Annotated in this window: 18 protein-coding genes; 12 read left to right on the top strand and 6 right to left on the bottom strand. The window is 34.5% G+C overall.

All coding sequences use genetic code 11. The features are described from left to right. Positions 1 to 295 precede the first annotated feature (295 nt). The 3 genes from EG359_RS09260 to EG359_RS09250 all read left to right on the top strand — a co-directional run bounded on the left by EG359_RS09260 (position 296) and on the right by EG359_RS09250 (position 2,878). Positions 296 to 937, top strand: a complete 642-nt coding sequence (locus tag EG359_RS09260) for a hypothetical protein (RefSeq protein ID WP_123867323.1) — start codon at positions 296 to 298, stop codon at positions 935 to 937. 90 nt (positions 938 to 1,027) lie between these two features. Beyond that, a complete protein-coding gene (locus EG359_RS09255) occupies positions 1,028 to 1,717 on the top strand; it encodes a hypothetical protein (protein ID WP_123867321.1) in 690 nt (229 codons plus the stop codon). A gap of 789 nt (positions 1,718 to 2,506) precedes the next feature. Next, the gene (locus tag EG359_RS09250; RefSeq protein WP_076352570.1) at positions 2,507 to 2,878 is read left to right on the top strand and encodes a septal ring lytic transglycosylase RlpA family protein; all 372 of its coding nucleotides are present in this window, start codon (positions 2,507 to 2,509) and stop codon (positions 2,876 to 2,878) included. Positions 2,879 to 2,942: 64 nt separating this feature from the next. Here EG359_RS09250 and EG359_RS09245 read toward each other — a convergent pair whose 3' ends face one another. The 4 genes from EG359_RS09245 to EG359_RS22660 form a co-directional block, all read right to left on the bottom strand. Further along, the gene (locus EG359_RS09245) at positions 2,943 to 3,707 is read right to left on the bottom strand and encodes an exodeoxyribonuclease III (protein WP_076352569.1); all 765 of its coding nucleotides are present in this window, start codon (positions 3,705 to 3,707) and stop codon (positions 2,943 to 2,945) included. 89 nt (positions 3,708 to 3,796) lie between these two features. After that, positions 3,797 to 4,174: an MliC family protein gene (locus tag EG359_RS09240; protein WP_076352568.1), complete on the bottom strand. Its 378-nt coding sequence runs from the start codon at positions 4,172 to 4,174 to the stop codon at positions 3,797 to 3,799. 110 nt (positions 4,175 to 4,284) lie between these two features. Next, entirely contained in the window at positions 4,285 to 5,829 is a 1,545-nt protein-coding gene (gene porX / locus EG359_RS09235; RefSeq protein WP_076352567.1) for a T9SS response regulator signal transducer PorX, read from the bottom strand. A 131-nt stretch (positions 5,830 to 5,960) separates the two neighbouring features. Further along, complete coding sequence (locus tag EG359_RS22660) at positions 5,961 to 7,601, bottom strand: S41 family peptidase (protein WP_076352566.1); 1,641 nt, start codon at positions 7,599 to 7,601, stop codon at positions 5,961 to 5,963. A 270-nt stretch (positions 7,602 to 7,871) separates the two neighbouring features. Here EG359_RS22660 and EG359_RS09225 point away from each other — a divergent pair, with 270 nt between their 5' ends. The 9 genes from EG359_RS09225 (at position 7,872) to EG359_RS09185 (ending at position 16,231) form a co-directional block, all read left to right on the top strand. Continuing rightward, positions 7,872 to 9,089 carry an HD domain-containing protein gene (locus tag EG359_RS09225; protein WP_076352565.1) on the top strand — a complete coding sequence of 406 codons (1,218 nt, stop codon included), beginning with the start codon at positions 7,872 to 7,874 and terminating at the stop codon, positions 9,087 to 9,089. Positions 9,090 to 9,168: 79 nt separating this feature from the next. Beyond that, positions 9,169 to 10,200 (top strand): UDP-3-O-(3-hydroxymyristoyl)glucosamine N-acyltransferase, encoded by a 1,032-nt coding sequence (gene lpxD / locus EG359_RS09220; protein WP_076352564.1) that lies wholly within the window; start codon positions 9,169 to 9,171, stop codon positions 10,198 to 10,200. Next, positions 10,193 to 11,590 carry a bifunctional UDP-3-O-[3-hydroxymyristoyl] N-acetylglucosamine deacetylase/3-hydroxyacyl-ACP dehydratase gene (locus EG359_RS09215; protein WP_076352563.1) on the top strand — a complete coding sequence of 466 codons (1,398 nt, stop codon included), beginning with the start codon at positions 10,193 to 10,195 and terminating at the stop codon, positions 11,588 to 11,590. The genes lpxD and EG359_RS09215 overlap by 8 nt, the downstream gene beginning before the upstream one ends. Further along, entirely contained in the window at positions 11,591 to 12,385 is a 795-nt protein-coding gene (lpxA, locus tag EG359_RS09210) for an acyl-ACP--UDP-N-acetylglucosamine O-acyltransferase (protein WP_076352562.1), read from the top strand. 93 nt (positions 12,386 to 12,478) lie between these two features. After that, entirely contained in the window at positions 12,479 to 13,042 is a 564-nt protein-coding gene (gene efp / locus EG359_RS09205) for an elongation factor P (protein WP_076352561.1), read from the top strand. A gap of 70 nt (positions 13,043 to 13,112) precedes the next feature. After that, complete coding sequence (locus EG359_RS09200; RefSeq protein WP_076352560.1) at positions 13,113 to 14,012, top strand: UDP-3-O-(3-hydroxymyristoyl)glucosamine N-acyltransferase; 900 nt, start codon at positions 13,113 to 13,115, stop codon at positions 14,010 to 14,012. Beyond that, positions 14,012 to 14,578 carry a hypothetical protein gene (locus tag EG359_RS09195; RefSeq protein WP_076352559.1) on the top strand — a complete coding sequence of 189 codons (567 nt, stop codon included), beginning with the start codon at positions 14,012 to 14,014 and terminating at the stop codon, positions 14,576 to 14,578. The genes EG359_RS09200 and EG359_RS09195 overlap by 1 nt, the downstream gene beginning before the upstream one ends. Positions 14,579 to 14,668: 90 nt before the next feature. After that, positions 14,669 to 15,541 (top strand): succinate--CoA ligase subunit alpha, encoded by an 873-nt coding sequence (gene sucD / locus EG359_RS09190; protein ID WP_047488432.1) that lies wholly within the window; start codon positions 14,669 to 14,671, stop codon positions 15,539 to 15,541. Between the two features lie 18 nt (positions 15,542 to 15,559). Then, positions 15,560 to 16,231 (top strand): porin family protein, encoded by a 672-nt coding sequence (locus EG359_RS09185; RefSeq protein ID WP_076352558.1) that lies wholly within the window; start codon positions 15,560 to 15,562, stop codon positions 16,229 to 16,231. Between the two features lie 111 nt (positions 16,232 to 16,342). On the opposite strand, the gene EG359_RS09180 is transcribed toward EG359_RS09185, so the two are convergent. Next, complete coding sequence (locus EG359_RS09180) at positions 16,343 to 17,653, bottom strand: ABC transporter permease (protein WP_076352557.1); 1,311 nt, start codon at positions 17,651 to 17,653, stop codon at positions 16,343 to 16,345. A gap of 4 nt (positions 17,654 to 17,657) precedes the next feature. Further along, positions 17,658 to 18,569, bottom strand: a complete 912-nt coding sequence (locus EG359_RS09175) for an ABC transporter ATP-binding protein (protein ID WP_076352556.1) — start codon at positions 18,567 to 18,569, stop codon at positions 17,658 to 17,660. Positions 18,570 to 18,571: the final 2 nt, after the last annotated feature.

Below are 18,571 nucleotides of genomic sequence, written 5' to 3'. Positions count from 1 at the left end.
TTTAGTTTATTGTAATTATTGTGTATTAAGATTTTTTAATTTCTCTTTATAAAGTATATAAATTAGAAAATTATGTCTTAAATTTGCAGTAAACAATGTTTTTAAATCATGTACTTTCAATAAGTTATTTACATAAATGGGGTTAAAAACTCAAAAAAAATATACAGTTTTTTTGTTTTTTTTAGCTTAAAATAATAACAAGTTGGGATGTGTCTTCCTCTTTGGAAATATTGATAGGAAATAATGTAATTAAAATCTTTAAAAACTTATGAAAAAATTTTTATTAACAGCAATTATGCTTGTTGGCCTTTCGGCCCTTTCTAAGGCTCAACAGGGGCGAGTGGGGATTAACACAACCACACCTGCCGCAACTTTAGATGTAGTAGCTAATACTACAGATAATACAAGACCTGACGCCTTATTAGTCCCTCGTATGTCAAGAGCTGAATTAGAAGCTAAAAACACAGCCTATGCTGATGGTGCTGCTACCCCAAGTGCTCAGAACGGTGCCCTTGTATTTGTAACAGCTTTAGGAGGTAACGGAACTGGTAAAACTGTAAACGTTACATCTACTGGATTCTATTATTATGATGGTACATCTGGTAACAATGTTTGGAAAACATTAGGAGGTGGTGCAGTTGCACCTACAGTTCCTACTTTCAGAACTATTGCTGGTGCAGCAGTTACAACTATTAATACTACTGATGTTGGAAATATAGTAGTGATTACAGGAAATGTAAATGGTGATATCCAATTACCTGCTCCTAATGCTAGTATGGTTGGAAAGAAGCTAACATTAATTTCAACAGGGAGTGGTGTTCAGACTTTAACAACACTTAACTCTAACTATTTGACAAATACTTATGCTAGTATTCAACAACATGGTGCAGAGTTAATAACTGATGGGACTAATTGGTATTCCCTAGCTGGACAGTAAACACAAATCATAAAAAATTTATTAAATTAATTACAAATGAAAAAATTACAATATATAGTAGCAGCATTAGTTCTATCATCTTTTGGTAATATGGCTTTTGGGCAACTTAAAGGTAATCAAGGGTATGCAGGTTCAGCTATTCCTTCTTCATCAGCATTTTTAGATGCATCCGTTACAAACTCTGTGAATAATGCTAACTTTGGTAAAGGGATGATCTATCCTAGAGCTGATTTAAGTGTAATGGTATTGTCAAACCAAGGTACTTTATATAATGCATCAAATAACCCAAACAGATTTGATGGTATGATTGTGTTTAATACCGCCACTAGTGGAGTTGCTGCTTCTGGAGCTACTCAAGGTACCCTTTCAAGAGGTTTTTGGTACTATGATAACAGTAGTGCTTCTCCTACAGGAGGTACTTGGAGACCATTTATAACGAGCGCTACAGATCCTAAATTTAATGTAACAAATGCAGCAACAGGAACTGCTACCAATACATTAGTTGATGGAACTCAGGTATATGCTATTAAAGGACAATTTACAACAACAGCTGGTTCTACTGCTGTAACAATTACTCCTCCTACAGGTATAACATCAATGTATGGTATTACCATCTATAAAAAAGCTGGTACAGGTACAGGTAATGGTAATAAAGTAGTGTATGCAAGAGATTTATATTCATATGACATTGCTACTGGTGCAGCTGTGACAGGTTCACAAAGTATCTCTGTTGTTTATCCCCAAGATACATATGAGTATATATTAGAATATTTAAAATAAAATAATTTTATTTAATTACATATAAAACCAATGATTTACTCATTGGTTTTTTTCTTTTCAAGATTTTGAAAGGAAATAAGAATATTGTTTAAAGTATTTAAGGCGCTTAAATGCATTATTTTTTAATAACACTTAAGTTATATAAGAAATCCAATTTAGGTTATTTTTCGAAGCATACCTTGTGGCATATTTGATTTTATGGTTTTATAATCTTTGGCTTCTGAAATAAAATAGGAGTAAATATGGTTATATTTTCAATGAAAAGCTTTTTGAACTGATTTTAAAAACTTATTTTTGAAGACTATATTCAGAGAAGATGATCTTTTTCTAAGTCCTATGATACAAATTAAATTGAAAAATTGAGCTGAAAATTCAAGAAGTGTAATTTTTGATGTTAACATTGCTGTTAAAAAAAAATGGAAGTTTAAGTTTTTTGCCTCTAAAGTGCCACTATCAGAGCTTTTAGACATATTAAAGATCTTAAATAGTTTTTGTTTTAAAGCTGATTTTATTTCTATTCTTATAATTTTGTGAATTTTATAAGTGGTTGATATTTAATATTTTATGATATTTATTTTTTTAAATTATGCATAAATTAGTTAAAAACATTAACTTTTAGTCTGTTTTTTTAACACTTTTTAACAGTGTCCTTTAAAATCCCTATTCATAGGAGGTTACAAGTTTAATTAACATATGTTTTGGTTTTTGTTAACAGTTTTTAACAATTGAAATAGGGAGTTAATGAGATTCCTGATACTTTTGCCCTGTCAAAACCAATAAAAGTTCAAAATGATGAAAAGATTCATTCTCGTAATCATAATGATGATTTCAAGCTTAGGTATTTATTCATTTACGAATAACGCCTTAGATGCGAAAAAAACAAGTTATGCATCGTACTACCACGATAAATTTAACGGTAGAAAAACTGCTAGCGGAGAAATCTTTGATAACTCAAAGTTTACTGCAGCAAACAGAACGCTTCCTTTTGGAACAAACGTTAAGGTTACTAACCTTAAGAATGGTAAAGAAGTAATAGTGAGGATCAATGACAGAGGACCTTTCCATTCATCAAGATCTTTAGACATGTCTAAAGCTGCGTTCGATGAGATCGGAGATATCAACCATGGTACAATTCCGGTCGAATATGAAATTGTCGATTAATCTTATGATTTAAATTATGAAAAGCCAGCTGATTCAGCTGGCTTTTACGTTTATAAGTATGTTATTATAGATTTAATTCTAATAAAGCAGGACAATGGTCTGAGTGTACTGCTTCCTTTAAAATAACAGCTCTGCTAAGCTTATCTTTTAAACTATAAGAAGTAAAGTTATAATCCAATCGCCAGCCTTTGTTTCTAGCCCTTGAATTTTGTCTATAGCTCCACCATGTATAATTGTCAGGATCATTATTAAAAAACCTGAAACTATCTATGAGTTCACATTCATTCATAAAATTGGTCATCCATTCTCTTTCCATAGGAAGAAATCCTGAAACATTCTTTAGTCCCTCAGGATTGTGAATGTCAATTGCCTCATGACAAATATTGAAATCTCCGGATATGATAAGATTTGGGATTTCTTTTTTTAAACTTTTGATATATGCCAGAAAGTCATGACAAAACTGCATTTTAAATTCAAGCCTTTCAATATTGGAAGCAGAGGGAACATACACTGAAATTACAGAGTATCCGTCAAAATCTGCACGGATGATTCTCCCTTCATTATCATAGCTTTCAATACCGCAGCCATACTCTACATGATTAGGTTTTATTTTTGAGGCGATTCCGACGCCGCTATAGCCTTTTCTTACTGCTGAATGCCAATAACTATGGTATCCTGATTTTTCAAGGCTTTCGATGTCTATCTGGTCATTTCCGGCCTTGCTTTCCTGAATGCAGATAATATCCGGGTCTGCAGTTTTTAGCCAGCCCAGAAAATCCTTGGTGAAAGCTGCTCTTATTCCATTGACATTATAGGTGATTAATTTCATAAAGAATAGTAAATTTTTTCAAATGTAGGGAAATAAAAAAGTCGATTTTGAATTTCAAAACCGACTTTTTTATTTTTTAATAAGATATTTTATTTTTTAAAAACTGTTTTACCGTCTTTTGTCAGTTCAATTTCTTCACCTTTTCCTCTAAGTTCATAATGGTCATTCTTATACCAGATTCCAGATGCAGGCTTTTGTCCCTGTAATTCAATCGTTTCTTTGTTAAAAACTACTGTAGCAGTATTTTTAGTGTTATTGAAAGTCATGTCCAATGTTTTTCCACTGCTGTCTTTAGATGTACTTTTTACAATTTCATCCTTACTTCCGGAAACAGCTGCTGAATCAGATGGTTTAGACGCAATACTGTCTGTAGTTGTAGCTGCAGAATCTGTTGCACTCTTTTCTTTATTACATGAAGTTAAAAATAATGCCGTAAGTGTTGCTGTGATAAAAATGGTTCTTTTCATAGGTTTATATTTATTTATGGATGTTTCTTACCATGCAAAATGAATGCCTTAAACAAGAAAGCGGAAAAAATCAATTGATTTTTTCCGCTTTAAACCTAAAATGAAATAAATTACTTGGGCTCTAAAACACTGATCGGAATAATACATTCTTCCAGTGAAATTCCACCATGCTGGTAGGTTTCTTTATAGTAATTTACAAAATGATTGTAGTTCTTTGGATAAGCCAGGAATATATTGTTTTTAGCAAAGATATATTTTGAGCTTAGGTTTCCTTTTGGAAGGAAAAGTTTTTCCGGATTGGTAATAGCCCATACATCACTATCATCATACGTTAAGCTTTTACCGGTTTTATATCGGATATTAGTAGAGGTTTCTCTGTCTCCAACAACTTTACTTGGTTTTTTAACGTAAACAGTTCCGTGGTCAGTTGTAATGACTAGTTTGTAACCATTTTCAGCGGCAGCTTTAATGATCTTCAGCAACGAAGAATTTTCAAACCAGTTAAAGGTTAGTGATCGGAAAGTTTTATCATCACGAATAAGTTGATCTACAATATGATTGTCGGTTTTTGCGTGAGAAAGAATATCAATAAAGTTATATACAATCACCAGAAGGTCATTGTTTTTATGTTGATTAAAATCATCATAGATTTTTCTTTCAAAATCAGCATTTAGTACTTTAAGGTACTTCATAGATTTGTTTCCAATGCCAATTCTTTTCATCTGATCTTCCAGGAAATCACGTTCAAATTCATTCTTGTTTCCTTCTTCATTGTCATTAAACCATTTTTCAGGGAAACGTTTTTCAATCTCTGATGGCATTAACCCTGCAAAGAAAGAGTTTCTTGCATATTGTGTTGCAGTAGGAAGAATACTGTAGTAATAATCCTCAGAAACCTTATTATAATACTTCGTGAACAAAGGTTCAATAACTTTCCATTGATCGTAACGAAGGTTGTCTACCATCAATAAGAGTACTTTATCCTTTTCAACTTCAGGCTTTACCTTTTCTTTGAAAAGTGTGTGGCTCATCATTGGCTTGTCAGAATCAGTCAGCCAGTGTTCATAATTTTTTTCAATAAACTTCGCAAACTGGATGTTGGCTTCCTCTTTTTGAGATTGTAGAAGATCTGCAAACTCATTATCTGCAACCTTATCAAATTTAATTTCCCAGCTAAGGATCTTCTTATAATATTCAGCCCATTCCTGGTATGTTCTCAAGTAAGAAAGTTCCATGGAAAGATTTCTGAATTCCTGTTGATATTGTAAAATGGTTTTTTGTTCTACCAGGTTGTCTTCCTGAAGATTCTTTTTTAAGGAAAGTAATATTTGATTAGGATTGACAGGCTTTAATATATAATCGGCAATCTGAGAGCCGATAGCTTCTTCCATAATGTGTTCCTCCTCACTTTTGGTCACCATTACTATTTTTAAGGAATTATCTTTTTCCTTGATCATAGGGATGGCTTCCAACCCGGAAATGCCAGGCATGTTTTCATCAATGAGCGTTAAAGCAAATTTTTCTGAATCCATAAGTTCCAAAGCCTCGTTCACGTTGTTAACAGGGGTTACCAGGTAACCTTTTTTCTCTAAAAATACGATATGAGGTTTAAGTAAATCTATTTCATCATCTATCCATAATATCTTTTCTGACATAATTTATTTTTTACATGATTATTGTATCAAAATGTTGACCAATTCCTTTTAAAATCTCACAAAATCGAAACTTTAAAAGTTAAATATTAGTTAAATGAAAATCTTTGAGGATGTTTTCTGGATATCCTCTGTTATTCATTGTTTTTTATATACATCAAAGCCCTTTCCAACACTTCATCCTTTCCATTTTTGATTCCGTCCACTGTAGGCTTTATGAGGATATCGGGAATGATCCCAATTCTTTGGGTTTCTCTACCATCCGGATAATAAGCACCAAGGCCGGTAAAGCATGTATCCAGACCCGCAAGCTTAAATTTGATAATATCTCCGTTGGCCCCCGAAGTATTACTTCCGATTATCTTTGCTTTTGGATGTTGTTTGAACATCATAGTGGTAGTTTCAGCCTGACTTTGAGTATTCTCATCTACCAAAACTATTACATTTCCCTTATAGTAGTTAGGATTTTTTTTTCCGATACTGTTTTTTCTGCTGTAAAATTTACCGGGATAATTAGTTTCCGGAAAATTGAATTGGTAATAAACAGTTGTTTGTGGAAGCAAAATTTCACTTAAAGGCAGAATTGTCAGTTTAGGATAATTTCGAAGATCAAAAATAATGGAATTTGTAGCCCTTAGATTTCTGTACATCTCATCCAGATCTTCCTTGGTGATCACTCCCATATTAACATACCCAATTTTCTTTTCCTGATCCAGAAATTTCCACTTTTGAGGGACTGGATTTTTCTTAACGATAATATCTTTAAGGAAATATGTTTTGGCCACGACTTCCATATTCTGTCCATCTCTTTCCAACTTAACGGAAATAGAATCCATATTATTGAAAAGAAGTTTACTTTTTACCTTATTTACTTTTCCCCAGGAATTAGACGCAGAAATATATTTTCCATAACTGTTGACCATTTCCGGTATGGTTTTGCCGTTAACGTCATAAATAACATCTCCCACATAGAAAGGTGTTTTCTCATGAAATCGATTGGTATTGATTTTTGTTATGATTAATTTTCCCTCTGCATAAGAATATTCCACAGGAAGTTTTTTGTTTCCATATTGATTAAGGCTTATTAGTGTTGAAAAAAGAAAGGCATGGGAATCATCTATTTTTGCTACCAATTCTGCTAAAGTTAAGTGATAATCTTTATCATTCTGAACAGCAAGAAATTTTGGGATCATTTCTCTCAGAACATCATTCCAGTTTTGATCGGTTTCATATTTATAAGGGAAGAAATATTCTACATAATTCCAGTATCTGAAAAGTTCCAACAAACTGATTGATTTTGAAGTAAATCGTGATCCATAGGAATTTTCATTTCTGAAGTATATTTTTCTTCCACCTTTTCCTATATAATGATTATTCCCAATATTGCGGTTGCTTTCAATATAATGAAGCTTTTGAGCAGTATTTTCTGTAAATATACTGGGATTGTCTATCCAGCTTAGATCGAAATTTTTCAAAAAATAAGTCTTGTTGTCTGTTTGTAAACAATCTTTACATTCATCTACTTTTCCCAAACTGTTAATCCATGCAGAGTATAAGTTGTTGAGTGCAATCTTATCATGGATATTTTCAAACTCATTGATTTTTTTGATAAGCTGTTCATCCCAATTAATATTTCCTTTTGCCACATGTGGATGATAATATTTTAAAAATCCCCAAACCTTGCAGAGGGATTCCAGTTTTTGATTTTCAGATAAAATCTGGGCGGAAAAATGTAGACTTAAAAATAATAAAATGAAAAAAAGATATTTTCTCATCAAAAGGTATTGGGTTTTCTCAAAGATAAATTTTAAAAATAACAGATGCAATTGTTCTTGAAGAATATTTGATAAGATCAATAAGCTGGGTTTGAAAAAGGATGATTTTTGTATACAATAAGCAGTTTCGATATTGAGTAATTGCTATCTCATAGTAATATTCAGCCTAGCTCTCCAATTCTCTCGCTTTTTACTCCCGGCTATTAATATTAATTTAATCATCCCTAAAATTTAAAATCCCTAACTTTGTTTACTAATATTGACGATTCAATGCAGAATAAGCTAAAAATTATCAACGATCCTGTTCACGGGTTTATCAAAATTCCACACGAAATTTTATTTGATATTATTGAACATCCCTACTTCCAGAGACTGAGAAGAATAGGGCAAACCGGACTTTTGAATCTGATTTTCCCCGGAGCGACGCACACAAGGTTTCATCATGCCTTGGGAGCCATGCATTTGATGTTTACAGCATTGGAAACACTAAGGCAGAAAGGCGTTAAAATCTCTGAAGAAGAAGAAAAAGGAGCTATGTTGGCAATTTTAATGCATGATATTGGGCATGGTCCGTTTTCTCATGCATTGGAAAGTATGCTGATGGATGACTGGCATCATGAAAATCTTTCGCTGTTGCTCATGAATAAATTAAATGAAGAGTTTGACGGGCAACTTTCCATGGCCATTGAAATGTTTCAGGGAAAATACCACAGAAAATTCTTCAATCAGCTTATCTCATCTCAATTGGATGTAGACAGGCTGGATTATCTGAATAGAGATAGCTTTTTTACAGGAGTTTCGGAGGGAAATATTAATACCCAAAGAATTATTTCCATGATGAATGTTTGTGAAGAAGGAGAATTGGTTATTGATGCAAAGGGAATATATTCTATTGAAAACTTTTTAACGGCCAGAATGTTCATGTACTGGCAGGTATACTATCATAAGACATCTGCTCTTGCAGAGTTTCTATTGGTTAAGATCCTTGAAAGAGCAAAATATCTGATCTCTCAGGGAGTAGAACTGCCTGCAACGGATAATCTGAAATACTTCTTATACCGAAGTAAAAGCTCTGCAACCAATGAAGATGTAGAAAGATTTACCCAATTAGACGATAATGATATCATTCAGGCAATGAAGGAATGGCAGAACTCTGATGATTTTGTACTGTCTTATTGGTGTAAAAGTGTTATTCAGAGAAATCTTCCCAAAACAATTATTTCATCACATCCATTCAACGATGAGATAATTAATGAAAAAGTAAAAAATACCAATGAATTTTTTGGTATCAATAACGGAAAAGAATTGGTTCAGGAGATAAAAAGAAAGCTTTTACCCTATGATACTGAAAAGCAACCGATCTACTTATTGCAAAAAAATGGCAGAAGAATGAAACTTCATGAGTCTGAAGATCAGCTTTTATCAGGATTAATGGTGAACAAAACAACACGCTATATCCTTATGTTTCCGAGAGATATCTCTAACTAGATTCTTAAATAATATTAAAATTTACGATCTGAAACCAAAAAATGTTTGCAAATTATAGAATTTCTTATCTTTGCAGAATATGGAATTTACAGCTTCGCAAATTGCAAGTTTTATTGACGGAAAAATAATAGGTGACGAGACAGCACTTATTACAGGGGTTTCTCCAATTGAAAATGGAGAATCAGGACATCTTTCTTTTATAGCACAAGATAGATTTTCTCATTTTTTGGATACCTCAAAGTGCTCTGTTATCATCGTTTCGGAAAAACTTCTGAATGAAAATAGTTATACCCCTACCTTAATTGTTGTAAAAGATGCCTACCTCTCTTTTCAGGTTCTGATGAATTTATATCAGGAAATGAGAGGAAGAAAAGAAGGTATTGAAGATGGATCATCCATCCACGATACAGCCGTAATAGGTGATAAAGCTTATATAGGAGCATTTACATATGTTTCGGAAAAAGCTAAAATCGGTGAGGGTTCACAAATCTATCCACATGTATATATAGGAAAAGGAGTGAAAATTGGTAAAAACTGTAAAATTGACAGTGGAGCCAGAATTTACGACTACTGTATTATTGGGGATAACTGTGTAATTCACTCCAATACGGTAGTAGGAGGTGATGGTTTTGGGTTTCAACCGACGGCTGAAGGATTTAAAAAAATTCCACAGCTTGGAAATGTCATTATTGAAGATGATGTTGAAATAGGTTCAAACTGTAGTATCGACAGGGCTACAATAGGTTCTACCATCATTGGGAAAGGAACAAAAATTGATAACCTGATTCAGATTGCTCACAATGTGAAAATTGGTCAGAATAATGTAATTGCAGCACAAGCAGGAATAGCAGGTTCTACTACAATCGGGGATTGGAATCAAATTGGAGGTCAGGTAGGAGTTGTTGGACATATCAAAATCGGAAACCAAGTGAAAATTCAGGCTCAGAGTGGCGTGAATTCCAGTGTTAACGATAGAGAAACCTTATATGGTTCACCAGCAATAAGCTACAATGACTATTTGAGAAGCTATGTTCATTTCAGAAATTTACCTGGAATAGTCAACAGAATAAATAATCTTGAGAATAACTCAAAAGATAATACTAATGAGTGATATGCAAAAAACGCTTCAGGAAGAGGTAACCCTTTCTGGAATAGGCCTTCATACTGGTAAAGAAGTAAAACTTACCATCAAACCCGCAAAGGAAAATACGGGATTTGTATTTGTAAGAACCGATTTAGAGGGACATCCTCAGGTTGAAGCTGATGTTAATTATGTAGTAGCAACAGAGAGAGGTACAACATTAGAAAAGCTTGGCGTAAAAATCACTACCTGTGAGCACCTTTTGGCGGCATTGGTTGGTTGTGATATAGACAACGCAGTGTTGGAAATGGACGCTTCAGAGCCACCTATCCTTGATGGGTCTTCAAAATATTTTGTTGAAGCTATTGAAAGTGTAGGGGTTGTAGACCAAAATATTGCTAGAGAATATCTGGTAGTAAAAGAAGTTCTTACGTACAGTGATCCTGCTACAGGTTCAGAAATCACGATCATCCCTTCAGATACTTATGAAGTAACAACAATGGTAGATTTTGGAACTAAAGTTTTAGGAACTCAAAATGCTACTCTTAAAAATATCTCCGAGTTTAAAGACGAAATCTCTTCAGCAAGAACATTCAGTTTCTTACATGAATTGGAAATGCTTTTAGACCACGGATTGATCAAAGGGGGAGATATCTCCAATGCGATCGTGTACGTAGATAAGGATCTTACTCCGGAAACTACAGAAAAATTGAAAAAAGCCTTTGGTAAGGATAATGTTTCCATCAGACCAAATGGTATTCTAGATAATCTTAACCTAAACTATCCTAACGAAGCTGCAAGACACAAATTACTGGATGTAATTGGTGATTTAGCCTTGGCAGGTGTGAAAATAAAAGGTAAAGTTATTGCCAACAAACCAGGACACTTTGTGAATACTCAATTTGCGAAGAAATTAAACCGTCAGTGGAAATTGCAGAAAAAGAAAAACGTTCCGGACTTTGATTTAACTAAAGAGCCGGTATTTGATATCAACGGAATTATGAAGCTTATGCCTCACAGACCTCCGTTCTTATTAATCGATAAGATTCTTGAACTTTCAGACTCTCATGTCGTAGGTTTGAAAAATGTAACAATGAATGAACCTTTCTTCGTGGGACATTTCCCTAAGGAACCTGTAATGCCTGGAGTTCTTCAGGTTGAAGCCTTGGCTCAAACAGGTGGTATCCTAGTTTTGGCAAGTGTTCCTGATCCTGAAAACTATTCTACTTACTTTATCAAAATTGATAAGGTGAAGTTCAAGAGAAAAGTAATTCCGGGAGATACGCTTATATTCAAAATTGAATTGATTGAGCCTATCAGAAGAGGTATCGTTCACATGCAAGGGTACGGATATGTAGGAGATACAGTGGCAGTAGAAGCGGAGCTTATGGCTCAAGTTGCAAAAAATAAAGTTGATTAAATGATTCATCAATTAGCAGCCGTAGATAAACGCGCAAAAATCAGCAAAAATGTAATTGTAGAGCCTTTTACTACAATTGCAGGGGACGTAGAAATTGGAGAAGGAACATGGATTGGTCCAAATGTTACCATTATGGATGGTGCAAGAATAGGGAAGAATTGTAGGATTTTCCCCGGGACTGTTATCTCTGCAATTCCCCAGGATCTGAAATTTGATGGTGAAGACACCCAGGTAATTATCGGTGATGATACAACGATCAGAGAATGTGTTACGGTAAATAGGGGTACAAAAGCCCTAGGTCATACTAAAATAGGTGCCAACTGCCTTATTATGGCTACTTCACATATTGCACATGACTGCGTAATCGGAGATCACGTTATCATTGTAAACGGTTGTGGTATTGCAGGACATGTGGAGATTGGAGACTATACTGTAATGGGAGGTTTATCGGCTGTTCATCAATTTGGTAAAATTGGGAAGCATGTAATGATCTCCGGAGGTACTCTGGTAAGAAAAGATATTCCACCTTATGTGAAAGTTGCTAGAGAGCCAATGTCTTATGCAGGAATCAATTCCGTAGGTTTAAGAAGAAGAGGATTTACCAATGAGAAGATTTTCGAAATTCAAAAAATCTACAGAACAATTTTCCAGATGAAAATGAACGTTTCCCAAGCGTTGGCATACATTGAAAAAGAAATGCTGCCTACTGCTGAAAGAGATGAAATTCTACAGTTTATCCAAAACTCTCCAAGAGGTATTGTGAAAGGCTACGGAACCACCAAAGAAAGCAACTAATAAGTTGAAAAGGCAAAAAGGTGAAGAAAGCTGAGAAAGCACATTTGCTTATAGGAGCCAATAAAAACTAAACAAAAGAATAATTATATATTAATGGCAACAAGTAACGATATCAGAAAAGGTCTTTGCATCGAATATAGCAACGATATTTTTAAAGTAATTGAGTTTCTTCACGTAAAACCAGGAAAAGGTCCTGCATTCGTAAGAACAAAATTAAAGTCTGTGACAAATGGAAAGGTATTAGATAATACATTCTCTGCAGGTCACAAAATTGATGAAGTAAAAGTAATCACAAGAAAATTCCAGTATCTTTATGATGACGAGAACGGTTTCCACTTCATGAATAACGATGATTTTTCTCAGTTATATTTAAATAAAGAAATGATTGAAAACTCAAACTTGATGAAAGCAGGTGAAGAAGTTACAATTATTTTGAAAGAGGCTGATGAAACTCCACTTTCTGCTGAACTTCCTCAATCTGTATACTTAGATGTTATTGAGGCTGATCCGGGAGTAAAAGGAAACACTGCAACCAACGCCCTGAAAAACGCAATCGTTGAAACAGGAGCAAGAGTAATGGTTCCTTTGTTCATTGAACCGGGAGACAAAATTAAAGTAAGCACTGAAGACGGTAGCTACTTAGAAAGAGTAAAATAATAAATAAAATTTACATAAATTCGGTTTGCACCAGCACTCCGAATTTTGTTTTATAAGAAAATCTATTGTTATGAGATTTCATTCTCCACAAAAGCTTAAAACAATTGCAGATTTAATAGGCTCCAAATTTGTTGGCCCGGAAGATTTTGAGGTACTAGGTTCCAACGAAATCCATATGGTAAAGCCGGGAGAGATTGTATTTGTCAATCATCCCAAATATTATGACAAGGCATTAAATTCTGCTGCCACCATTATCTTAATTGATAAAGAAGTAGAGTGCCCGGAAGGAAAAGCACTTTTAGTTTCTGATGATCCGTTTAGGGATTTTAATAAGATCAATACCCATTTTACAAGAATTTATAACTTCACAGAAGAACTTCACGATGTAGAAATTGGTGAGGGTACAAAAATTCATTCATCTGCTGTTATCGGAAACAATGTGAAAATTGGAAAAAATACCTTAATTTTTCCAAATGTTGTTATTGGTGATAGATCAGTGATTGGGGATAATGTCATTATTCAGTCCAATACAGTTTTGGGTGGTGATGCTTTTTATTACAGAAAATTAAATGGCAATTTTGACCGTTTAATCTCGGTAGGAAATGTGGTTATTGAGAACAATGTAGAAATTGGTAATGGATGTACCATTGATAGAGGAGTTACAGACTCTACGATCATTGGAGAAGGTTCTGTTTTGGATAATCAAATTCAAATCGGACATGATACAATTATTGGAAAAAAATGTCTGATAGCTTCTCAGGTTGGAATTGCAGGATGTTGTGTGATTGGAGATGAAGTAACATTATGGGGACAAGTGGGTATTGCTTCGGGCAATAAAATTGAGAGTGGATCTGTAATTTTAGGGAAAACCGGAGTGAACAGAGACCTTGAAAAAGGAACCTATATTGGGATGTTTGCAGAAGATTTCAAAACATATTTGAAAAAAGAAGTAAAACTGAGAAAATTGTGATGAAGAATCTGTTAGCTCTCTTTCTTTTTGTATATTCATTGAGCTTTGCTCAGAAGTCAGATATCGAATCAAAAATTACATTTATCGATAACAGAATTGTAAACGCTAAAATTCCTTTTAGAACAAATCTTTTTGAGAGTGATCAAATTGATGAAATAACCCTCTCAGATAAAAAAGTTAAAATTCTGGAAGACGGGAAGATGGTTAAATATCCGGCTCCTGAAATTCAGAAAATAGAATTTACAGATCTTAAAAATAAACCAAGAACTTTTATTTATTTTCCTTCAGAATCTACAAAAACACTTGTAGAATTGGTATATGACGGGAATAAAATAAAATGGGTAAAAGCATATAGACGCCACGGCTATGACGGGTCTACTCTTGTATCAGATGTTTTGTTCAAAGGAGATATAAGACAGCCATTGAATATTCTGGTTAATAACAGGAAAAAACTGAAACAGCTAATGGTTGAAAAACCCGAACTTGAGCCGCTTATTGAAAATATTAATTATAACAGACTTAAGGAGCAGGATTTAATCGATCTGTTGAAAAAATATGATGAATAAAATCAGATTTAAAAATTTTTTTAACGACAAATAATCATTATTTTTGTCTGACGTATAAACTGAAAATAAATAAATTAAAACAACAATAAAATGTCAATTTTAGTAAACAAAGATTCTAAAGTAATTGTACAAGGATTTACAGGGAATGAAGGTACTTTCCATGCTAGCCAGATGATTGAATACGGAACCAATGTAGTAGGTGGTGTTACTCCAGGAAAAGGAGGTAGCGAGCACTTAGGAAAGCCGGTATTTAATACAGTGGCTGACGCTGTTGAAAAAGCAGGAGCAAACGTAAGTATTATTTTCGTACCACCAGCATTTGCAGCAGACGCTATTATGGAAGCTGCTGAAGCAGGTATCAAAGTAATTGTATGTATTACTGAAGGTATTCCTGTAGCTGATATGGTAAAAGTAAAATCTTACATTGCTGACAGAGACTGTAGATTAATCGGACCAAACTGCCCTGGAATCATTACTTCTGAAGAAGCTAAAATTGGTATTATGCCAGGTTTCGTTTTCAAAAAAGGAAAAGTAGGTATCGTTTCAAAATCAGGTACCCTTACTTACGAAGCTGCTGATCAGGTAGTAAGAGCAGGTTACGGTATCTCTACTGCAATTGGTATTGGTGGTGACCCAATCATCGGAACTACTACAAGAGAAGCTCTTGAATTATTCATCAACGATCCTGAAACTGAAGCTGTTGTAATGATTGGAGAAATTGGTGGTGGACTAGAAGCTGAAGCTGCTAGATGGTACAAAGCAAGCGGATCTACTAAGCCGGTTGTTGGATTTATCGCTGGACAAACAGCTCCAAAAGGAAGAACAATGGGACATGCTGGTGCCATCGTAGGTGGTGCAGAAGATACAGCTCAGGCAAAAATGGAAATCATGAGAGAGAATGGCATCAACGTTGTTGATTCTCCTGCTGATATCGGTGCTACTGTAGCTAAGATCCTAGGATAATATAAAAACCCAAATTATATGAAAAAACTTTTATTAACCTCAGCTTTGGCTATTTCTGCTTTTTCCTTTGCGCAGGTGCAATGGGAGAATACAAGATTTGGTCTTACAGGAGGTTTAAACTATTCCAGAGTATCTAATGCCCATAATCCCTCAGGCCCTAGATATACTTTTCAAGGTGGAGCTTTGGCTTTAATTCCTGTAGGAAAGGCAAACCAATTCTTTATACAACCGGAAGTTCTGTACTATGGTGCAGGAGAAACCGGGAAAGATAAAGATGCGAAAGGAAGAGATGGTTATGATGCAGTATATGCAAACAATTATCTGAGTGTACCACTTTATTTTAAAGGATACTTCTCAGAATCTGAATCTGAGTTTTTTGGTCTATTAGGACCAAGGTTCAACTTTTTGGTAAGTCAGGATGTTAAGAATGTTCCTGCGAACAGACCTTACTATGATCCGGATGTTACTGATCCTGCACAACCGTCAGGAGTAAACGGAAAAGCGAAAAGCTTTAACTGGGGAATAGGACTGGGAGTAGGATATAGCTATAAGAGACAACTCGAAGTAGCTGTAAAATATGACTTAGGTCTTTCAGATACTTATCCTGGTCTTGTAAAAGAAATTAAGGGAACTAATAAGAAAAAATCAGAGCAGGTTGTTGCACTTACCTTAAGCTACATATTCAAATAAATCATTTATTCAAAATATGAAAACTCCCGGAAATTAAAATTTCCGGGAGTTTTATTTTTTATCTAAGTCTAGGTATTTTAAACTCAATTTTGATCCTAGTTCCTTTTCTTATTATCCTTTAATCCACTTCCAAAGCTCTTTTAAAGTAGCTTTATTGCCATACATCAATATCCCTACACGATAGATCTTTCCGGCAAGGAATATCATGAAAACAGTAGTAACCAGTAGCAATACAATAGATAGCGCAATCTGCCATGCAGGAACTCCAAATGGTATTCTCGCAATCATGGCAACCGGTGAAGTAAATGGTATAATAGATAACCAAAAACCTAATGGGCCGTCAGGATTGTTCATCAATGAGAAGCTTCCGTACATTCCCAGAGTTAACGGTAAAATTGCAAATAAAGTGAACTGTTGAGTCTCTGTTTCATTATCCACTGCAGAACCAATGGCTGCATAAATAGAACTGTAGAAAATATATCCTAAAAGGAAAAAAACAATAAATACAAAAATAATCAAAGGGAAATTCATTTCCAGTAAACTATGAGAGATCTGAGTGGCAAGCTGGGCCATATCCAGTTTACTTGTTACTTGTTCACTTCCACCAGGAATGCTTTGCTGAAGCGGAGAGAACCCCGTATTCAAGACCAATGCCCCAATTACAGACATGGTAATCCAGATCAGAAATTGTGTCAGTGCCACCAATGTTACTCCTAGGATTTTACCCATCATCAGCTCAAAAGGTTTTACCGAAGAGATAATGATCTCTACAACACGATTGTTCTTTTCCTCCAGAACACTTCGCATAACCCTTACTCCATAAATAATGATAAACATAAAAGTTACGTACATCAAAACCATGCTGAGACCGGATTTTACTCCAAAAGTAAGATCAGAATCCTCCTTGTTATTATCAGCTACATTAATGGTTTTCAAGCTAAAACCCTTATCAAGGTCATTCAGTTGTACTTCCTGAATTCCAAGCTGCTTAATTTTTTCTTTCTTAACAACATTGGTAATATCAGAAACGATTTTCTGCTTAGTATCAAATCCCATTTTGCTGTTGACTACAAGCCGTGTGCCTGTCTCAAGCTCATCAAAATTCTGGCTTTTTAATTCCGGTAAAATTAAAATCCCATCCAAAGACTCATTGCCTTTTAAATTATTGATCTTGGATTTTTCATCAGCTGCAGAAACAAACACATAGTTCAGCTTATCATTGGATTTTAACTGATTGGTAAACAATCCGCTTTTATCCACAACTTCAATAACACTATGAGATTCGTTGGCTTTAAACATTAATCCGATTACTGCTCCAAAGGCAATAATCATAACAGGAGCCAATAAAGTCAATATGATAAAGGATTTTTTCTTAACCTGCGTAAGAAACTCCCTCTTTGTAATTAAAAAAATATTATTCATAAAATTAAGAATGGTTACTTACGGCATTAATAAACACCTCATTCATACTAGGAATTCTCTCATCAAAAGATCTCACCTTACCAACGTGTACAAGGTCAAGAAGAATATGATTCTGATCAGCCTCATTTTTCAGCTCAAAGGAAACCAGATTATTTTCGTTGGAGAAATTGAAAATCTCATATTTGTTTTTAAAACTATCCAACTGTTCATGATTAACCTCAGAAAGAGTAATTCCGAAAATATTTTTCTTGAATTTTTCCCTAACATCAAAGACTCTTCCATCAATGATTTTTTGAGAATTGTTGATTAATGCCACATAATCACACATTTCCTCCACACTTTCCATTCTGTGGGTAGAAAGAATGATTGTAGTTCCATTGTTTTTAAGATCAATGATCTGGTCCTTAATTAGGTTGGCGTTTACAGGATCAAATCCTGAGAAAGGCTCATCAAGAATTAAAAGATGAGGTCTGTGCAATACGGTTACCACAAACTGGATTTTTTGTGCCATCCCCTTAGATAGTTCAGAAAGCTTTTTCTTCCACCATTGATCAATGTTTAGCTTATCAAACCATTTTTTTGCTTCATTCAGGGCATCATTCTTACTCATCCCTTTCAATTCCCCGAAATAAAGGATCTGATCACCAACACTCATGTTCTTATACAACCCTCGCTCTTCAGGCATATAACCGATGTTTTTGATGTGGGTAGGATTCAGTTTTTCCCCATTGATAAAGATATCTCCTGAATCAGCCTGAGTAATTTGGTTGATGATACGGATAAAAGATGTTTTTCCGGCTCCGTTAGGTCCTAAAAGACCATAAATACTGCCTTTTGGTACATGGATGCTAAAATCATCCAGTGCGACCTTTTTTCCGGCATTATAGGTCTTTTTAATATGTTCAGCTTTTAGCATTA

It is taken from the genome of Chryseobacterium joostei (assembly GCF_003815775.1).
GTDB lineage: Bacteria > Bacteroidota > Bacteroidia > Flavobacteriales > Weeksellaceae > Chryseobacterium > Chryseobacterium joostei.
The sequence above is the reverse complement of the archived record's forward strand: the minus strand, read 5'-3'. Positions and strand labels throughout refer to the sequence as shown.